The organism is Gorillibacterium sp. CAU 1737 (assembly GCF_039888655.1).
GTDB lineage: Bacteria > Bacillota > Bacilli > Paenibacillales > NBRC-103111 > Gorillibacterium.
In genome coordinates this window covers 207,933-224,520 of record NZ_JBDQQO010000002.1, presented here as the reverse complement: position 1 = coordinate 224,520, position 16,588 = coordinate 207,933, and the positions used below count along the sequence as shown (strand labels likewise).

General features: G+C 50.7%; 18 protein-coding genes. 16 read left to right on the top strand and 2 right to left on the bottom strand.

What is annotated here, in order from left to right:
* Positions 1-41 precede the first annotated feature (41 nt).
* The 10 genes from AAFN83_RS05440 to AAFN83_RS05395 all read left to right on the top strand — a co-directional run bounded on the left by AAFN83_RS05440 (position 42) and on the right by AAFN83_RS05395 (position 7,713).
* Entirely contained in the window at positions 42-629 is a 588-nt protein-coding gene (locus tag AAFN83_RS05440) for a sugar O-acetyltransferase (protein ID WP_347768253.1), read from the top strand.
* Positions 630-897: 268 nt separating this feature from the next.
* The gene (locus tag AAFN83_RS05435) at positions 898-1,377 is read left to right on the top strand and encodes a DUF6323 family protein (protein WP_347767716.1); all 480 of its coding nucleotides are present in this window, start codon (positions 898-900) and stop codon (positions 1,375-1,377) included.
* Positions 1,359-2,783, top strand: a complete 1,425-nt coding sequence (locus AAFN83_RS05430; RefSeq protein WP_347767714.1) for a DUF6179 domain-containing protein — start codon at positions 1,359-1,361, stop codon at positions 2,781-2,783. The genes AAFN83_RS05435 and AAFN83_RS05430 overlap by 19 nt, the downstream gene beginning before the upstream one ends.
* Positions 2,784-2,864: 81 nt before the next feature.
* Positions 2,865-3,362 carry a hypothetical protein gene (locus AAFN83_RS05425; protein WP_347767712.1) on the top strand — a complete coding sequence of 166 codons (498 nt, stop codon included), beginning with the start codon at positions 2,865-2,867 and terminating at the stop codon, positions 3,360-3,362.
* Between the two features lie 16 nt (positions 3,363-3,378).
* Positions 3,379-4,266, top strand: a complete 888-nt coding sequence (locus AAFN83_RS05420; RefSeq protein ID WP_347767710.1) for a S8/S53 family peptidase — start codon at positions 3,379-3,381, stop codon at positions 4,264-4,266.
* 165 nt (positions 4,267-4,431) lie between these two features.
* Positions 4,432-4,635 carry a helix-turn-helix transcriptional regulator gene (locus tag AAFN83_RS05415; RefSeq protein WP_347767709.1) on the top strand — a complete coding sequence of 68 codons (204 nt, stop codon included), beginning with the start codon at positions 4,432-4,434 and terminating at the stop codon, positions 4,633-4,635.
* Positions 4,632-5,048, top strand: a complete 417-nt coding sequence (locus AAFN83_RS05410) for a DUF2178 domain-containing protein (protein WP_347767707.1) — start codon at positions 4,632-4,634, stop codon at positions 5,046-5,048. Before AAFN83_RS05415 ends, AAFN83_RS05410 begins: the two co-directional genes overlap by 4 nt.
* 175 nt (positions 5,049-5,223) lie before the next feature.
* Positions 5,224-6,096 carry a DUF3737 family protein gene (locus AAFN83_RS05405; RefSeq protein ID WP_347767705.1) on the top strand — a complete coding sequence of 291 codons (873 nt, stop codon included), beginning with the start codon at positions 5,224-5,226 and terminating at the stop codon, positions 6,094-6,096.
* On the top strand, positions 6,084-7,259 hold the full coding sequence (locus tag AAFN83_RS05400; protein WP_347767703.1) for a MalY/PatB family protein: 1,176 nt from the start codon (positions 6,084-6,086) through the stop codon (positions 7,257-7,259). The genes AAFN83_RS05405 and AAFN83_RS05400 overlap by 13 nt, the downstream gene beginning before the upstream one ends.
* Positions 7,260-7,332: 73 nt before the next feature.
* Positions 7,333-7,713 carry a VOC family protein gene (locus AAFN83_RS05395; RefSeq protein ID WP_347767701.1) on the top strand — a complete coding sequence of 127 codons (381 nt, stop codon included), beginning with the start codon at positions 7,333-7,335 and terminating at the stop codon, positions 7,711-7,713.
* Between the two features lie 28 nt (positions 7,714-7,741).
* Here AAFN83_RS05395 and AAFN83_RS05390 read toward each other — a convergent pair whose 3' ends face one another.
* Positions 7,742-8,191 (bottom strand): MarR family winged helix-turn-helix transcriptional regulator, encoded by a 450-nt coding sequence (locus AAFN83_RS05390; RefSeq protein WP_347767699.1) that lies wholly within the window; start codon positions 8,189-8,191, stop codon positions 7,742-7,744.
* Between the two features lie 113 nt (positions 8,192-8,304).
* On the opposite strand from AAFN83_RS05390, the gene gshAB reads away from it, so the two are divergent.
* The 3 genes from gshAB to AAFN83_RS05375 all read left to right on the top strand — a co-directional run bounded on the left by gshAB (position 8,305) and on the right by AAFN83_RS05375 (position 12,030).
* Complete coding sequence (gshAB, locus tag AAFN83_RS05385) at positions 8,305-10,653, top strand: bifunctional glutamate--cysteine ligase GshA/glutathione synthetase GshB (protein ID WP_347767697.1); 2,349 nt, start codon at positions 8,305-8,307, stop codon at positions 10,651-10,653.
* Positions 10,654-10,768: 115 nt separating this feature from the next.
* Entirely contained in the window at positions 10,769-11,095 is a 327-nt protein-coding gene (locus AAFN83_RS05380; protein WP_347767696.1) for an ArsR/SmtB family transcription factor, read from the top strand.
* A gap of 113 nt (positions 11,096-11,208) precedes the next feature.
* Positions 11,209-12,030, top strand: coding sequence for an N-acyl homoserine lactonase family protein (locus AAFN83_RS05375; protein ID WP_347767695.1), 822 nt, complete (start codon positions 11,209-11,211; stop codon positions 12,028-12,030).
* Between the two features lie 115 nt (positions 12,031-12,145).
* On the opposite strand, the gene AAFN83_RS05370 is transcribed toward AAFN83_RS05375, so the two are convergent.
* A complete protein-coding gene (locus tag AAFN83_RS05370; RefSeq protein WP_347767693.1) occupies positions 12,146-12,358 on the bottom strand; it encodes a hypothetical protein in 213 nt (70 codons plus the stop codon).
* Between the two features lie 201 nt (positions 12,359-12,559).
* Here AAFN83_RS05370 and AAFN83_RS05365 point away from each other — a divergent pair, with 201 nt between their 5' ends.
* From AAFN83_RS05365 to AAFN83_RS05355, 3 genes are all read left to right on the top strand, one after another.
* Positions 12,560-13,480, top strand: coding sequence for a tyrosine-type recombinase/integrase (locus tag AAFN83_RS05365; protein WP_347767691.1), 921 nt, complete (start codon positions 12,560-12,562; stop codon positions 13,478-13,480).
* A gap of 56 nt (positions 13,481-13,536) precedes the next feature.
* Positions 13,537-15,366 carry a UbiD family decarboxylase gene (locus tag AAFN83_RS05360; RefSeq protein WP_347767689.1) on the top strand — a complete coding sequence of 610 codons (1,830 nt, stop codon included), beginning with the start codon at positions 13,537-13,539 and terminating at the stop codon, positions 15,364-15,366.
* A 207-nt stretch (positions 15,367-15,573) separates the two neighbouring features.
* Positions 15,574-16,473, top strand: a complete 900-nt coding sequence (locus AAFN83_RS05355; protein ID WP_347767687.1) for a hypothetical protein — start codon at positions 15,574-15,576, stop codon at positions 16,471-16,473.
* Positions 16,474-16,588 lie beyond the last annotated feature (115 nt).

Below are 16,588 nucleotides of genomic sequence, written 5' to 3'. Positions count from 1 at the left end.
TACATAGGAACAACCAACCAGAGGAGCCATCTGCCATGACCATGACCGAAAAAGAAAAAGCTCAACGCGGCTTGCTGTACGACAATAACAACGACAAGCAATTGGTGGAGGAACGGCTGGATGCCAAAGAACTGTGTTATGACTACAACCAGCTTCGCCCGAGAATGCTCGCCGAGCGGGAAGCACTCATTCGGGAGCTCTTTGCCCGCACCGGCAAGCGATTCTTGATTGAGCAGCCTTTCTATTGCGATCAGGGGTATAACATTGAGATCGGAGAAGAGTTCTTCTGCAATCACAACACCGTCATGCTGGACGCTGCCAACATCACGTTTGGGAATCATGTGTTTATCGCCCCCAATTGCGGCTTCTATACCGCCGGACATCCCCTGGACGTAGAGCAGCGCAATGAGGGCTTGGAGATCGCCCTGCCGATTACCGTTGGCAACAACGTCTGGATCGGGGGAGGCGTGTCCGTTCTTCCGGGAGTAACGATCGGAGATAACACCGTCATTGGTGCGGGCAGTGTAGTGACAAAGGATATTCCTTCGGGAGTGATTGCAGCTGGCAATCCTTGTCGGGTTATGCGTGAGATAACCGAAGCGGACAGGGACAAGTATCCGCGAGCTTAACGCATACCCAGCCATGAAAAAAACCGCCATAAGGCGGTTTTTTCTTTTACAGCCAAGTCGTTGTTCCTAATACTCTCCGAGCGTGCCTTCAAACCTTATTGTATGGTCAGCTTTAAGAGGTTGATTTCCTTTCAAACTATGCTACAATATTACGGTAAAACTATAATCTTTTATTATACCACACACCAAGAGAAAAGTCAAGTAATATTTTTAGTTATAAGGGAAAGGGTTGGGTGCTTCTTAAACATGTCGAAGAGGAGGGAATACCGTGCATTTTCTGAGCTTGTTTGCCTCGCTTCAAGGATCCGTGCAGCAACATGACTTGATGGAGGTACTGGAGTTGAATGAGAAGACCCGACTGTATGGGCTGGTTTTAACCCCGAACGAGGTCCAACAGCTTCTGGTTGCAAGAACACAAGTTCTGTCCAGCTACGGAAGGGTAGAATTGAGCATCGAAATAACGAAGGACCTCATTGAGTTGTTCTCAGCCTCACCCTTTCTTGAACAAGAGGATTACCTGGATACCCTGAATGACCTGCATGAGGTGTTCTATTGCTTGAAAAATGAGACCGAGGACAAAATCAGCGACCGAATGCTCCTGCAGATGATGAAAGAACGGTATGAAGAAGATTGCGGTGGTTCCATGGACTTGTTGAAGAGCCGGCTGGAGGAATATGCCGAACAATTTCGAAGAGACTTACCGTCGTGGGAGGAAGGGGAAGAGGACGAGTGGAAGCTGAACCTCTAACGAATCGCAAGCTGTCGGTTCAAGGCGGGATAAGCAAATCACGGCTACAGCGAAATGTTTACACGCTCTCCTTGTTAAGGGAAGCCTTGCAGGCGGGGGCGATGACAAGCCGGGAGGTCGCCCAGATCCAGAGTGACTTCATGGTTGTTCTTCAGCAACTGATCCCCAAGTACACCCGGGGAGAAAGTACATCGATAACCACGGAAGCAGCAGAAAGCTTGATGACCTCCATCCTGTACGCGGCGGATGCCTATTTATTCAGCCTGGTAGAGCCAGAGAGAGCCGTCGAGGAACTGAAAACGTTGGGTGCTTCACTGGTTTATGAACGAGGTGTTATTGTAGTAGCCCAATGCCTGGAAGAGACGAAGCAGCTCTATAAGGAGATCCGGGCAACCAGGCTGGATGTACCGATTGAGGCTTACCAGTTGACCATCGAGGAAGCGCTGCCTGTTTTTCTGCGAAAATATGGCGTCCTCTTCGAAGCGCACAACACGATGGCCAGCATCGATTACCCGTTGGCTGTTGATGATATGAAGCTTCAAGGGGTTTTCTATATGAAGCAGTACATGGAACGGTTGAAGCTGGAGACGGATTTTTGTGCCGGGTACGATCTGGATGACCTATTGGATTTGCTGGTGCACTATGGGCAAGAATGCCGATTTGATTACCGGAAAGAGCTCTTGAATCTCTTCGAACTGGTTTTGAATCAGGCGATCTTCTCGGTTCTGTCCGGTGGAAGCGCCACATCAATCCGCATCTCCGAAGGGCAATTCCAGCAGCTGGATCAACGATTCCGCTCCTGTGACAAGACGCAGATCCGTGCGGCCATCTCGGATGCAATGATCAAGCTGCGGCAGGAGCTTGGGCTTCCCCCTCAAACCCAGGAGTACCTGGAGTGGTGTTTGGAGGATCTCGTGCAGCGGGTGGCGAATGCCGCAAAGACGAACAGCCTTCGGGCGATCATTCTTAGCCAGAGAGAAGTCGAAGAGAAGAAATCGATCCTCCTCTCCTATAACGTGGAAGACCGAATGAGCGATCTCCAATTGAGAAGAGTGCTGCACGAGATAAGGATGGAGGAAAGTCCGGAGAATAAAGTTAGAATCATCCTTGCTCGAATTCGATCCTTCCATGATTTTCTCGATCTGTTGGATTCAGATAGCTTGTATGGCGAGGAATACAACGGCCTGTTCCATGCGTTTGGAGAGATGGAGTTGGCCATTTTGGCGAAGATTGTCTTTTCCGAGGAGCTGCGTGAGGGATTTGTTCAGATCGACGCTCGTTTGGTTGAGCACAAGGAATATCCAAGGGAGTGGCAGCAAGCATTCGCTCATTGCCTTCAAGGGATGGAGGAAGAGAAGGTGGTAGCCATTCGCCGCCTTATGGATCAGATCAAGGATGAGGGTTAGCAAAATAAGGGTGCGAGCCGCAACTTTTCCTCCCGAACATCAGTCTAGTTTATACAAGGAAATGGGAGGGGGAGGGTCGTCATGACTCGATCCAGAAAACGGCGGGTTCTTATCACCGCCATGCTCGGACTAGCTGTGGTGGTACTTGCGGGCGGGGAATCGTTGCCCGAGGCGAAAGCGAAGGGACTGCAAGCAAGCTCAATTGCTAACACTGCTATCGTTGAAGCTGCCAAGAAGGAAACCAAGGAAGAGATCGCAGCGATTTGGGCGAATGCACTAAAAACGCGGGATGGGAAACCGAGATTTGAACGGATGTCCGAAAGCGCCAAGGATAAATTCATACAGGAACAGATCGCTCGGAGCGGGGAGGATTGGAATTTCGTCATCGGAGTGTCCAGTCCCTGGGTGGTAGAGTACGAGGTCGAAATCAGCGGCATGACAGCTGCGATTACCTATCGAACGCAAACCAGTGAACCGGCCGCTTACGAAACCCGTGAAACCCTGACCTTTGCCGAGACGGAGCATGGCGTGGTTGTCGACGATTACCAAACGGAGTTTGAAGACGTCCCAGTAAAGTGATGAGGTGAGTGGTTAGGTGAGGGAGGAAGTGGAGGACTTTTTCTTCGGTCATGCGAATTTACGGGACACCTATGACACCGTTCATCATGTGAGAGCAGCGCATGAGTTGGCCAGAGGCAAGGGAGTTAAAGTAGGGGTGATCGATTGGTTGTTTGCCCTTGAGAAACACCCGCATTTGTACAAGCAAGGGGTTTCCTTCACCAGAGTTTCAGATCACCTGCATCAAGAAGAGGGTCATGGCCTTTGGATGGCCGCCGTCTTGAACGAAATCGCTCCCGAATGTGAGATTTATGCCATCAATGCCGTCCTCTATGAGGATGGAATTTCGTTCGAGGATCAGCAGGCGAGAAGAAGCCAGCACCTGGTTCATGCGATTGATTGGGCGATCCAGAATCAACTCGATATTCTAACGTATTCCCATGCTAGGATTCCAGATGAGTTCAAACCATATGTTTATCCTGCAATGGAGAGAGCTCACGAACAGGGAATCCTCATGACGTTCATTCATAACGATCACTCTCACAATCTTTGGCCCTATGCTTGTTATCCCTACAAACCCGAGCAAGGCTTTCAAAGAGAGCCGGATGTGAATATCTTTCATTTTGATTACAATATTCTTCTGCCCAGAACCTATCAACGGTATCGAGAGGCAGTCGACAAAGGAGAACCGATTAGAAGCGGCAATGATCTACCGTATTTTTCCTTCTCCTCGATGTCTCCGGTTCTAGCTGGATTTGCCGCTCTTCTGAAGAGTGCAGACTCCCGTTTGACAACAACTTCAATCAAGTCTCTTCTCGAAGAAACGAGTTATTCCATTACAGCGACGCGGCCCAATTGGTATGAATTGAACCCGTGTCCAAGGGTCGTCGATATACGAAGAGCACTTGAGTATGTACGGAGTTAAAATAGCCGTTCTCCACCTGATTCGGATGAAAATCCGGAAGAGGGGAGAACGGTTTTTTTTGTGGATCCTCAACTTGGATGGAAAGGACACTTGCCATTTTTCGGTGAGTATGATACGTTGATGATGGAAAGGTTGCTTTCCATTTTGCATAAGGTGAGGGATGGAATGAAGAACCGACTTGAGGAAATTCGCAAGCAGCGTGGGATTCGGCAAGAGGAGCTGGCTTCTGCTCTGGAGGTATCCCGACAGACCATTGGGTCACTTGAGAACGGAAGATACAATCCGTCTATCCTGCTTGCGTTTAAGCTAGCCCGGTATTTCGAGATGAGCATCGAAGACATTTTCATTTATGAGGAGGGTCACGAATGAGGAAGGGAATTGCCTTTTATCTGGTTGCGATGCTCATCGGCATTTGCTGTTTGGCTGCGAATTTCGTGTTTGTGGGGGACGATGACAAAGCCTTGGGCGGTGTACTCATAGGGGTAGGCGCCGGCTTGATTGGAATGAGTGTGTCGGGGTTCATCATGAAACGAATGGAATACAAGCATCCCGAGCTGGAAAAGCAAAATGTAATCGAGTTTCAGGACGAACGGAATACGATGATCCGAAATCGGGCGAAGGCCAAGGCTGGGGATATTACACAGTGGCTTATCATGGTGATCGCCTACCTGACCATCCTTCTTTCCCTGCCGTTGTGGGTAACATTGGCTGTTGTTGCCGTATTTGCCTTCTACAATGCCTGCGGTTTCTACCTGATGGGAAAATATCAGAAGGAGATGTAACGAGCCAAACTTTCAATCGGATGGAGGAGGCTCTCGTGGCTTATGTACCGCTTTGATCATGTCAATAACGAGACAGTCTGATGATTCCTTGAATAGGAGTCTATTAGACTGTTTTTTCATTTGACTTCGAGTGTACTTTAAGGTTTATGCTAGCAGGAGAGAGGAGAGGAAGAACGTGGAATGGATCGACCAGCAAAAACTAACAGGAGAACGCGCTCTTTTTAAAAGCAGGGACCTGGTGATTACGAATTCCGTCTTTGCGGATGGCGAGTCCCCGCTGAAGGAAAGCCGGGATATCTCCATCGACAATAGCATATTCAAGTGGAAATATCCGCTGTGGTACAGCGAATGCATTCAAATTCGAAACAGCACCCTTATGGATACCGCCCGCTCGGGAATCTGGTATACGCATCATATCTCGGTTCATGACAGCATTATCGAGGCTCCGAAGACCTTTCGCCGCGCCAGCGATATCCATCTAACTCATGTGGACATGCCCAATGCCCAAGAAACCCTTTGGAACTGTAGGGAGATTGAGTTGAAGCAGGTGACCGCTAAAGGCGATTACTTTGCGATGAACAGCGAGAACATTCGAATCGATGGACTCACTCTGGTAGGGAACTATGCCTTTGACGGAGCGAGGAATGTGGACATTCGGAACGCCAAGCTGATTTCAAAGGACGCCTTCTGGAACTGTGAGAATGTCGTTGTCTCCGATTCGCATATCATTGGCGAATACCTTGGCTGGAATTCAAAAAATGTCACCTTCCGCAACTGTACCATCGAAAGCAACCAGGGGATGTGCTACATGGAGAATCTTGTGATCCAAAACGGGGTCATCTTGAATACGGACTTAGCCTTCGAATATTCAACGATCGATGTGGAGGCCGCATCCCGAATCGATAGTGTAAAAAATCCGCAAGCCGGCAAGATTAAAGCCAAGGGCATTGGCGAAATCCTTCAGGACGACAAGGATCTCGTCCATGCGAACACGAACTATGAAGTGGGACAAGGTTTCGGTTCCCGGGAAAGCAGGTGTTCTTGTTGAGCTTTGATTTTGATAAAATGACAAACCGATTCGATACGAACTCATACAAATGGGACGTCGGCTTGGAAGAGCTTCCGTTGTGGGTGGCCGACATGGACTTTGAAACGGCTCCGCCTATCGCAGAAGCCATCCGCAAGAGAGCTGAGCACCGGATATATGGGTACAACCGCATACCGGATACCTATTATCAAGCGGTAGCCGAGTGGTGGAGACAGCGGCATCATTTTAACGTCGATCCAAAGTGGGTGCTGTTCTGCACGGGCGTGGTACCCGCGATTTCCTCCATTGTCCGCAAGATCACGGAGCCGGGAGACCAGGTGCTGGTTCTTACTCCGGTTTACAATATCTTTTTCAACTCCATCGTGAACAACGGGCGAACCCCTCTTGTGAGCGAGCTGATCTATCAGAATCATCAATACGAGATTGATTATGAGGACCTGGAGCAAAAACTGGCTGACCCTTCCACCACGCTCATGATCTTCTGCAACCCGCACAATCCCATAGGCATGGTTTGGGATCGTTACACGCTGGAGAGAGTGGGGAACCTCTGTCTGAAGCATGGAGTCGTGATCCTGTCGGATGAAATCCATTGTGACTTAACGCATCCGGATAAGACCTATACCCCCTTTGCGTCGATATCCAAGGAGATTGCTCAGCACAGCATCACCTGCGTGGCTCCAACCAAAACCTTTAACCTGGCGGGACTCCAAACGTCGAGCATTATCGTCCCTAACGCGGAGCTGAGAAGCCGGGTGAATCGCGGCATCAATACGGATGAGGTGGCCGAGCCGAATGCCTTCGCGATTGATGCGGCCATTGCTGCCTTTACCGAGGGCGGTCCTTGGCTTAACGCTTTACTGGCTTATCTCATGGAGAACAAACGGTTGATTGAATCCTTCGTCGCAGGCTCGCTTCCCGAAGTTCAGGTCATTGCCTCGGACGCAACGTACCTGGCGTGGCTTGACTGCGGAGCCGTAACAAAGGATGCGAAGCTCTTGGCTGCGTTCATCCGAAAGGAGACGGGGTTGTTCGTAAGCGAGGGCTCTGTCTATCGGGGGAATGGAGGCCATTTCCTTCGATTGAATTATGCATGTCCGAGAGAACGGCTGGAGGATGGCTTACAGCGCTTGAAGAAGGGGATCGACGCGTTTCCTCGCTCGTAGGGAGGCTTTCTTGATTAAGCATCCCGCTTCTGAGTACAATAGCAGTATTCCAAGTTGTGGGGGAGAGCTGCTTATGATCAACCGAATCGGTCAAGTGATGCTGTACGTGAACGATCAAGAACAGGCTATCCGGTTCTGGACGGAAAAAGTCGGCTTTGTCGTCAAATCGGAGCAGGACAATGGACAAGGCTTGCGTTGGATTGAAATCGCTCCGACGGAAGCCTCGGAGACCTCGTTTGTTCTGCATAACAAGCCGCTCATCGCCCAGATGCAGCCGGAATTGAATTTGGGGACGCCCTCGATTCTGTTGTTTACAGAGGATATCGACAGGGAATATCAAGCCTTCAAAGAGAAGGGCGTCAAGGTCGGGGAATTGGTGGACATGCCGGAAGGCCGAGTGTTCAATTTTGCGGATGCGGAGGACAACTACTTCGCTATTCTGGAAAAGAAATAACGAGGCTTAAGCCGCTTTCCCTGGAAACCTAATGAGAAAGCGGCCTGCAGCACTTGTCCGATTTGGCCATTGCCTCATTCATTAAGGCGATGGAGCGTAGAACCATGTCTCGTTCCTCTTCACTCATGGTAGAGAACACATCGTTCAGGAAATCGGTCATCTGCTTGTCGATGGAAGCCGCAATGCAAGCGCCTCGTTCCGTTAAGGATAACGTATAGACCCTGCGATCCGATGGATCCGGGGTCTTTTTCATCAAATTCATCTTGACGAGGGATTGGACTTGTCGGCTGAATGTCGTAATGTCTGTTCCCAATATCCCGGCAATGAGCTGCATGGAAGGGTGATGCTGTCGGTTCACCTCATAGAGAATATGGCTCTGGACGAGCGAGATATCGCAACCGCATTCGGTACAGCAGAATTTGTTTAGCAGGCCGAAACGGCGGGTCATGATCTGAAAAAGCTCACGTGCATTTTCCATAGACGGGCCACCTCCACTGTTAGGGTACCACCAATACTTGCAACATGCAAGTAAATGATGTATAACAGTAATAGTTGCAGTATACAACTATCAAGTGAAGGATGGGGTATCGTATGGCAAGGCTCGACCGGGATGTCGTTCGAAAGGTGATTCAGCAGGTGGGAGCGCAGGAGCTGTTCAAGGGAAAGTTTGGGTTGGAAATTGAGCACGCAAGGATTGATCGGAAGGGCCGGCTTGCCATGACCCCTCACCCTGCTGCATTTGGCAGCAAGACGAGCAATCCTTATATCCAAACGGATTTTTCGGAGAGTCAGATCGAGCTCATTACACCTGCTTTTGCCAGCATAGACGAAACACATCACTTCCTGGAGGCTCTGCAAGACATCGTTACCGAAGAGCTGGAGAAGCAAGGAGAATGGCTCTGGCCCAGCAGCAACCCGCCGATTCTCCCGGATGAGCCGGATATCCCGATCGCAAGGATGAACGATGCCGTTCAGGACCAATACCGACGTCAATTGGCAGTGAAATACGGCCGCAAAAGGCAGCTGTTAAGCGGCATCCATTATAACTTCTCTTTCGACGAAGGGCTAATGAAGAAGCTGCTTCCAGTTTTAAGTCCGAATGAGAATGCAAAAGACTTTTCAAATTCGGTCTACTTGAAGCTTGCACGCAATCTCTTGAAATACCGCTGGCTTCTGGTCTATCTGACTGGCGCCAGCCCGGTCTTTGACAAGACGTACATCGAACAATGTGTGGCCGCGGGTCTTACTCATGATGAGAAGAGCTATTCGTTCCCGCATCTGAACTCGCTTCGCAACAGTCCGTGCGGGTACCGCAACGAGAAGCCTCTCTATGTCTCGTTCGAATCCGTAGAGGATTACGTTCGTGACCTGGGTCGGTTGATTGATGAGCACACGCTGTCCAGCGTAAAGGAATTTTACAGTCCGGTTCGCTTAAAGGCTGGAGGGAGCGAGCAGCCCATGCAGCAACTGCTGGAGGGGGGGATCGCTTATTTGGAGCTTCGCTTTCTGGATCTAAGCCCGCTTGAGAAGAGTGGGATCAGCAAAGAAACGATGAAGCTCATCCACCTGTTCCTTCTCTTCATGCTGCTGAAGGTGGATGAACCGTTTGGGATTGAGGAGCAGGCTCAAGCACAGGCCAATCACGACCGGATGATAGCCGAAGGGCTCGATGCAATTCTTCATGGTGAAGGCGAGGCGGTCACGATGAGAGAGGAGGCGCTCCATTTCCTTCAAGAGATGAAGGAAATGGTTCAGCTTCTGGAACCCGATAATGAGGAAGATCTTCGTCTGGTGGACGCGGAAATGCAGAAGGTTCTACACCCGGAACGGTGTTTTGCTTCTATTCTAAAGGAGGCCATCCAGAAAACCTCCTACATGAACTACCATCTGGTCAAAGCAAACGAATATGCGCACGATAGCCTGAGGAATGGGTATCGCTTCAAGGGATACGAGGACCTGGAATTGTCTACTCAGCTGCTGTTGAAAGCGGCTGTGAAGCGCGGAATCTCATTTCAACTGGTCGATCGGAAGGAGAATTTCGTCTTGCTCCGCCAAGAGGATCGACGGGAATATGTGAAGCAGGCAACGAAAACCTCTCTAGATTCCTACAGCACCGTTCTGATGATGGAAAACAAGAGTGTGACCAAGAACGTACTCAAGGAGCAGGGACTTCCGGTTCCGGACGGCGTTTCCTTTGAAAGCTTGGAGGAAGCCGTCACAGCGTATGGAGTATACCGGGAGAAAGCCATTGTGATCAAGCCGAAATCCACCAATTTCGGACTTGGCATAACGATTTTCCCTAATGGATTCACGCAGGAAGAGTACAGGCGTGCGTGTGAGCTGGCGTTCGAACACGACCAAACCATTTTGCTGGAATCGTTCGTAGCAGGCAAGGAATACCGGTTCCTCGTGATGGGGGATGAGGTTGTGGGAATCCTTCATCGGGTCCCTGCCAACGTAACCGGTGATGGTGTGCGCACCATTGAAGAGCTGGTTCATGAGAAGAACAAGGACCCGCTGCGGGGCAAGGGCTACAAGACGCCCCTGGAAAAGATCCAGCTCGGCGAAGCGGAGGAGATGTTCCTGAGGAACCGGTCTCGCAAGTGGACTGACATTCCAGAACAGGGGGAAGTCGTCTATCTGCGTGAGAACTCCAACATCAGCACCGGAGGAGACAGCATCGATTACACGGATCTCATACCTGAGAGCTATAAGCAGATCGCAGTTCGAGCAGCCCAAGCTGTGGGAGCCTCAATCTGTGGAGTCGACATGATGATTGAGGATATCCAACTAGAGGCGACCGATAGCGGTTTCAGTATCATCGAGCTCAATTTTAACCCGGCGATCCATATCCATTGCTATCCCTACCAGGGGAAAAACCGAAGGGCGGACGATAAGATTCTGGATTTGCTGTTTGGAGAGGTGCAATCGTTAGAGTGAGGATTCCAGTTCTCCCATTCTGCATTCGTCTCGATTTTCTTTACCAACGGAGTGTGGCGTGATAACTGTTGTACAATAGTTCGTGTGATTAATCTTTTAAACCAAAGGAGCGCCTATGGACCGACAAGAAAGGTTGAAGAACCTGGCAGAAGAGTTCAAGGAATGCAACAAAGCTTTAGCAGCCATCGGAGACCTCACGAGGCAATCGATCATTATGGCATTGATTGATGGTGAAAAAGCTTGCGAAACAGGCAAAAGGGTCGGCGAGCTTACTGAGCGAACTCATTTATCCCGCCCCGCCATTTCTCATCACCTGAAGGTACTTAAAGAAGCCAACCTCATCGGTCTTGATAAGGAAGGAACCAAAAATTATTACTACCTGGATGTCCTGGATCGTCAAGCTCAAACGATTGTTCGACCATATCGACGAGTTTATCCATGATTCGCAGGAAGGAACGGAGGCCTATCCAGGCAGATCAGACCGCGACATGATGATCCATAGATGTACGTAACGCATCGAAGTATGCCAAACCACCTGCGAAATGGAGAAGAAGGATGTCAGATCTCATCAAGATTCATGTCCTGCATTGCGGAGAAGTCCAAATGGACAATGCAATGCCCTTCAAGCAAAAGACGTTGAATCCGATCGCCTACAGCGGATTGTTTCGATCAAGGAAAAATCAAATCACGATGCCGGTTTCTGCCTATCTTATTGAGCACCCTAAAGGACTTGTTCTCATTGATACGGGTTGGCACGCTGATGTTCGAAGAGACCAGAAGCAGCATATGGGAAGGTTGAATTCCTTGGTAAGCAAAGCCATTCTTCCTGAGGGACACGCGATTCATGAACAGCTCGCAGCGAAGGGCATTCGACCGAAGGATCTCGATTATGTTGTCTTGAGTCATATGGATATCGATCACACGAGTGGTCTCCAGCATGTTCGGGAAGCCAAACGGATTCTGACCAGTGAGCCAGAGTGGGAGGCCGTAACCAAGGGAAACATCCGATACTTGCGGCATCTGTGGGGGGGAATGAGCATCGGAACCTTCAAGATGACCCGATCTGACTATGGCCCCGAATGCCAATCGGCCGACCTGTTCGGTGATGGTTCTATCGTTTTTGTTCATACGCCCGGGCATTCGAGTGGGTTAACGTCCACCCTCATTCAAAATCAGGATGCCTTTGTTCTGCTAGCAGCCGATACGGGATATGCCAAGCGTTCGTGGGAAGAGATGATCCTGCCCGGGATCACGGTGAGCAAAGAACATGCCCGCAAGTCACTGCAATGGGTCCGTGACATGAGCAAATTGCCAGGTTGCGTAGAAGTGATCGCCAACCATGACCCGGAATGCAAGCCGCATGTGATCAAACTATAATTGAATTGACATGCACCCCTTAAAGCTGACATGGGAAACCCCTCCGGGAAATCCGATAATGGCTTTTTGGGGTGCATTTTTCGAAGCAAGAACTTCTGCTAATCACGAGAGGATCTTATTTGGTGTTGGTTTGATCTAGATGCTGGCTCAATAGGTCGATAACATAGGACTTGGCTATCGAGAGTTCTTTATCAAAGCCATAGCATAGCTGAACTTTCTTATCCTCGGATAGGATATGGATTTTAGGTGTTCCATCATGCAGCTTGATATACCAATAGTAGTGGCTTCCCCGAAATTCAAGTTTTCGCTTACCTTTTGCATTCAGCATAAATCCATCCATCCTACTTGAACGATTGTTGGGGGACATGCCCTCGGGTTAACTATACCATGTCAATAAACCCCCAACCAACACCCCGATTCCGCGCGTTATTTTCGAATGTATGTGCTATAATAAAGTGCGCAAAACTCATATTTTGCGCACATTCGATTCTAAGCGATTTTTTGATAGGGACAGAGAGGAGAAGGCCGTTTGACTCTCAAGTATGAAACAGAGGAAGGTTACGCGAATGAGCTTCGCGCCTTCAACCTATGGATGCAGCAAGCGGGCTACACCGATGCGACCCAAAGAGAATACAAACGGGAAGCGAATGCCTATCTCCAGTCCTTGCATGGACTTTCGGCTGCAGAAGCTGGTAAGATGAACGTGATTGAATTCCTGGTCTCCAAACGGGACACTGGGGATCGAGCAAGAAATCGGACGTTATCTGCGCTTCGGTCCTTTTATGCGGCTTTGATCGACTTTGAACTCGCCGCTCGGAACCCGGCGCTTGAGGTGAAGAAGTCGAAGACCGAGAAGAACAAGAATCCGGTCTATCTCGAAGAGGAAGACTTGGTGGCGTCTCTCGCGTATATCGAAGGACGTTACCGGAACCGCAACATGGCCATCTTCCTTCTGATGGGGTACTGCGGATTGCGAGTAGGAGAGGTTCACCGCCTGAATCGGAAGGATTTTAAAGGGGCGAGAGGAACGATCGAGGTATTCGGAAAAGGACGGAAATGGAACGAAATTCCGGTTCCCGAACTCCTGATGAACTATCTTACCGAGGTGGAGAGGGAACGGATTGCTCCCTATCGGGAGAAGGAAGACGCCTTCTTTGTCTCGCAAAAAGGAAAGCGTCTCTCGATCCGGCAAATTCAGAAGATTGCGTCCGAGACGTTCCACGCCTTCCAGGAGCATCATCCCAAATTGGCGGATATGAAGCTGTCCTGCCACAAGCTGCGCCATTCGTTTGCGACCATGCTGCTCAAGAATGGAGTAGACATTCGTGTGGTGAAAGAGCTGATGGGCCATGCTTCCATTGAGACCACGATGATCTACACGCACGTTAACGACGATCAGAAGAAGCTTGCCATGTCGACGGTAACCATCCCTGCCTCGATTGTCTCTTAAGCAGGTGTGGTCGATTTTGTTCTCCCCTATTCCATGCAGATTGGAGCTAGACGACGATGTATCGGACATTAGAAGAATGCCTGATTGATTTAGAGAAGCACGGCCATTTGGTTCGCATCAAGGAAGAGGTGGACCCCTACCTGGAGATGGCCGCGATTCACTTGAAGGTGTACGAGGCGGGCGGTCCCGCCATTCTGTTTGAGCGGGTAAAAGGCTCCCGCTTTCGTGCCGTCTCCAATCTGTTCGGCTCCATAGAGCGCAGCAAGTTCATCTTCCGGCAGACCTGGGAAGCTGTACATAAAGTAATGGCCGTTCGCAATGAACCCATTAACGCCATTAAACAACCGTTTTCGCACCTTGCTACAGGCTTTGCTGCCTTCAAGGCACTGCCGCTCAAGAGCAGGGAACGCCCTCCGGTCATGGCCCAGGAGATCCAAATCTCGGATCTCCCTTTGATTCACCATTGGCCGAATGACGGGGGAGCCTTTATCACGCTTCCTCAGGTGTATTCCGAGGACCCGGACAAGCCTGGGATCATGAACTCCAACCTGGGTATGTACCGGATGCAGTTGACCGGGAATGACTATGAGCCGAATCGCGAGATCGGCTTGCATTATCAAATCCATCGCGGCATCGGTGTTCACCAGGCGAAGGCGAACAAGCTGGGAGCGCCGCTCAAGGTAAGCTGCTTTGTCGGCGGTCCGCCTGCTCACACCTTGGCAGCCGTGATGCCGCTGCCGGAAGGGCTGAGCGAAATGACGGTAGCCGGCATGCTGGCGGGCCGAAATTTCCGCTACGGCTATTCGGAAGGCTATTGCATCAGCAGTGATGCGGATTTCGTCATCACGGGAGAAATCTATCCCGAGGATACGAAGCCGGAGGGCCCGTTTGGCGACCACTTGGGCTATTACAGCCTCGTCCATCCCTTCCCGGTGATGAAGGTTCACAAAGTGTATGCCAGGCCGGGCGCCATCTGGCCCTTTACCGTCGTGGGCCGTCCTCCGCAGGAGGACACGGCGTTTGGCGAGTTGATTCATGAGCTGACCGGCGATTCGATCAAATATGAGATTCCCGGGGTCAAAGAAGTCCACGCCGTGGATGCGGCAGGGGTTCACCCGCTGCTCTTCGCGATTGGCAGCGAGCGGTATACCCCGTACCAGCAGGTGAAGAGACCGGCGGAGATTCTTACCCTGGCCAATCGGATTTTGGGCACCGGTCAATTGAGCTTGGCCAAATACTTGTTTATGACAGCCGAGGAGAACGAACCGCTCGACTCCCATCAGGAAATCAAGTTCCTGACGCATATCCTGGAGCGGATCGATCTTCGCCGGGATATCCATTTCTATACGAACACGACCATCGATACCCTCGATTACTCAGGAACGGGATTGAACAGCGGAAGCAAGGTCGTTCTTGCCGCTTACGGGGACAAGCGAAGAGAGCTGTGCCGCGACGTTCCCGATGCGCTAAAGACCATCCGCGGCTATGAGCCCGTCCGACTCGTCATGCCGGGCGTTGTTGCTATGCAAGGGCCTGCCTTTACGAACTATGCGGACGCAGAGAGAGAGCTCCATGGGTTAACGGAAGCCCTTCGGGAAAAGGGGAATGATCCATCCTGCCCCTTGATCGTGCTTTGCGACAACAGCGCCTTTCTTAGCGAGTCACTGAGCAACTTCCTGTGGGTGACCTTTACGCGCAGCAATCCTTCTCATGACATGTACGGTGTGAACAGTTCCTACGAGCATAAGCATTGGGGCTGTGACACGCTGATCATTGATGCCCGGAGCAAGCCGCATCAAGCCCCGCCATTGATTCCCGATCCTGCGGTGGAGAAGAAGATCGAACGCTTGTTTGCAAAAGGCGCAAGCCTGGAAGGAATCCTATGATCACAGCACAATAGTAGACATATTAAATATTATGTAAACATTAATACACAATACCCCGAAAAAGGTGATTGAATTTATCATTTTCGGGGTTTTGTGATGTTCACGAGGGGTGACCTCGTTCACCTGACAGGAAAATTCTGTGGGTCAACTTTTGGTTCGAATGCTGGTAAGGTATAGGAATCCATGGATTCGAGGTGAAGAATGGGAATGAAGAAGAAACACTGCTTGTTCTGTGATGAGATGGCACCGATTCTGCCGGAAGGCGATTACGACCGATATGTCGGCTGCTCGTGCGCTCCGGGTCGATCCTATCGGCTGCTTAGAGACAGCTACGAACCGATTCAAGCGCTCCCGCAGAAGACAAAGCGCGACTTGTTCTATCTAATCTCAGCCTTCATTCGAGAAAAGACGGATTGCGAGGAAGAGCTTTCCCTATCGAGCAGCGATTTGGACGCTATTGCGAAGGATCCGGGAATTCCGCTTACCCTCCCGGATAAGGGAAACCGTCTCCTGCACTATTTGTACAGACATGCGGAAGGTCCCGAGATGCCGGTTGTTCTCCATCCCCTTAGCAGCAGCTATAACCTAACCTACTCTCCTAATCTGCAGGAGTTGGTGTACATCATCGATATGCTCATCAACGAGGAACTACTGATTCGAGAGGGCATGACCTTTCGGCTGACGGCAAAGGGGTGGAACGAAGCCGTCGCAAGTGCCGGAGAGAAACAAAAAGCCCCTTGCGCCTTGCTCCTCCCGGATGAAGATGACATTCGCGCCGATTGGGAGGCATTGCTAATGCCCAAAATCGAGCAGTGCGGGTACCAACCACGCCTGCTTCCCTTCAAGAAGCAGGGGCCGAGCAAGATTTCCTTGCCGCAGATAGCAGAGAGCAAGCTGGTCATTGCGGATCTAACCGGTCGCTCGTCTGAAGTATGGTTAGCGGCCGGCTACGCCCTTGGCTTGAAGATCCCGGTCATGTGGACCGTGAACAGCAGGGATGCCGAGGCCCTTCCGGTGCAGGTGGAAGAGATTCGGCCTTTGATCTGGAGCACAGCAGAGGAGCTGACCGACATCCTCCTGCAGCGGCTTATTAAGGAGCAATCATGACGGAGCGGCCCACCCGGATGGTCGGATCCTAGCTCTCCGTTCAACTAAAAAACAACGACAGCCTAGCGCTTTTCCTTCGCCTAGGCTGTCGTTGTTTTATTTTGCCGTTTCGATT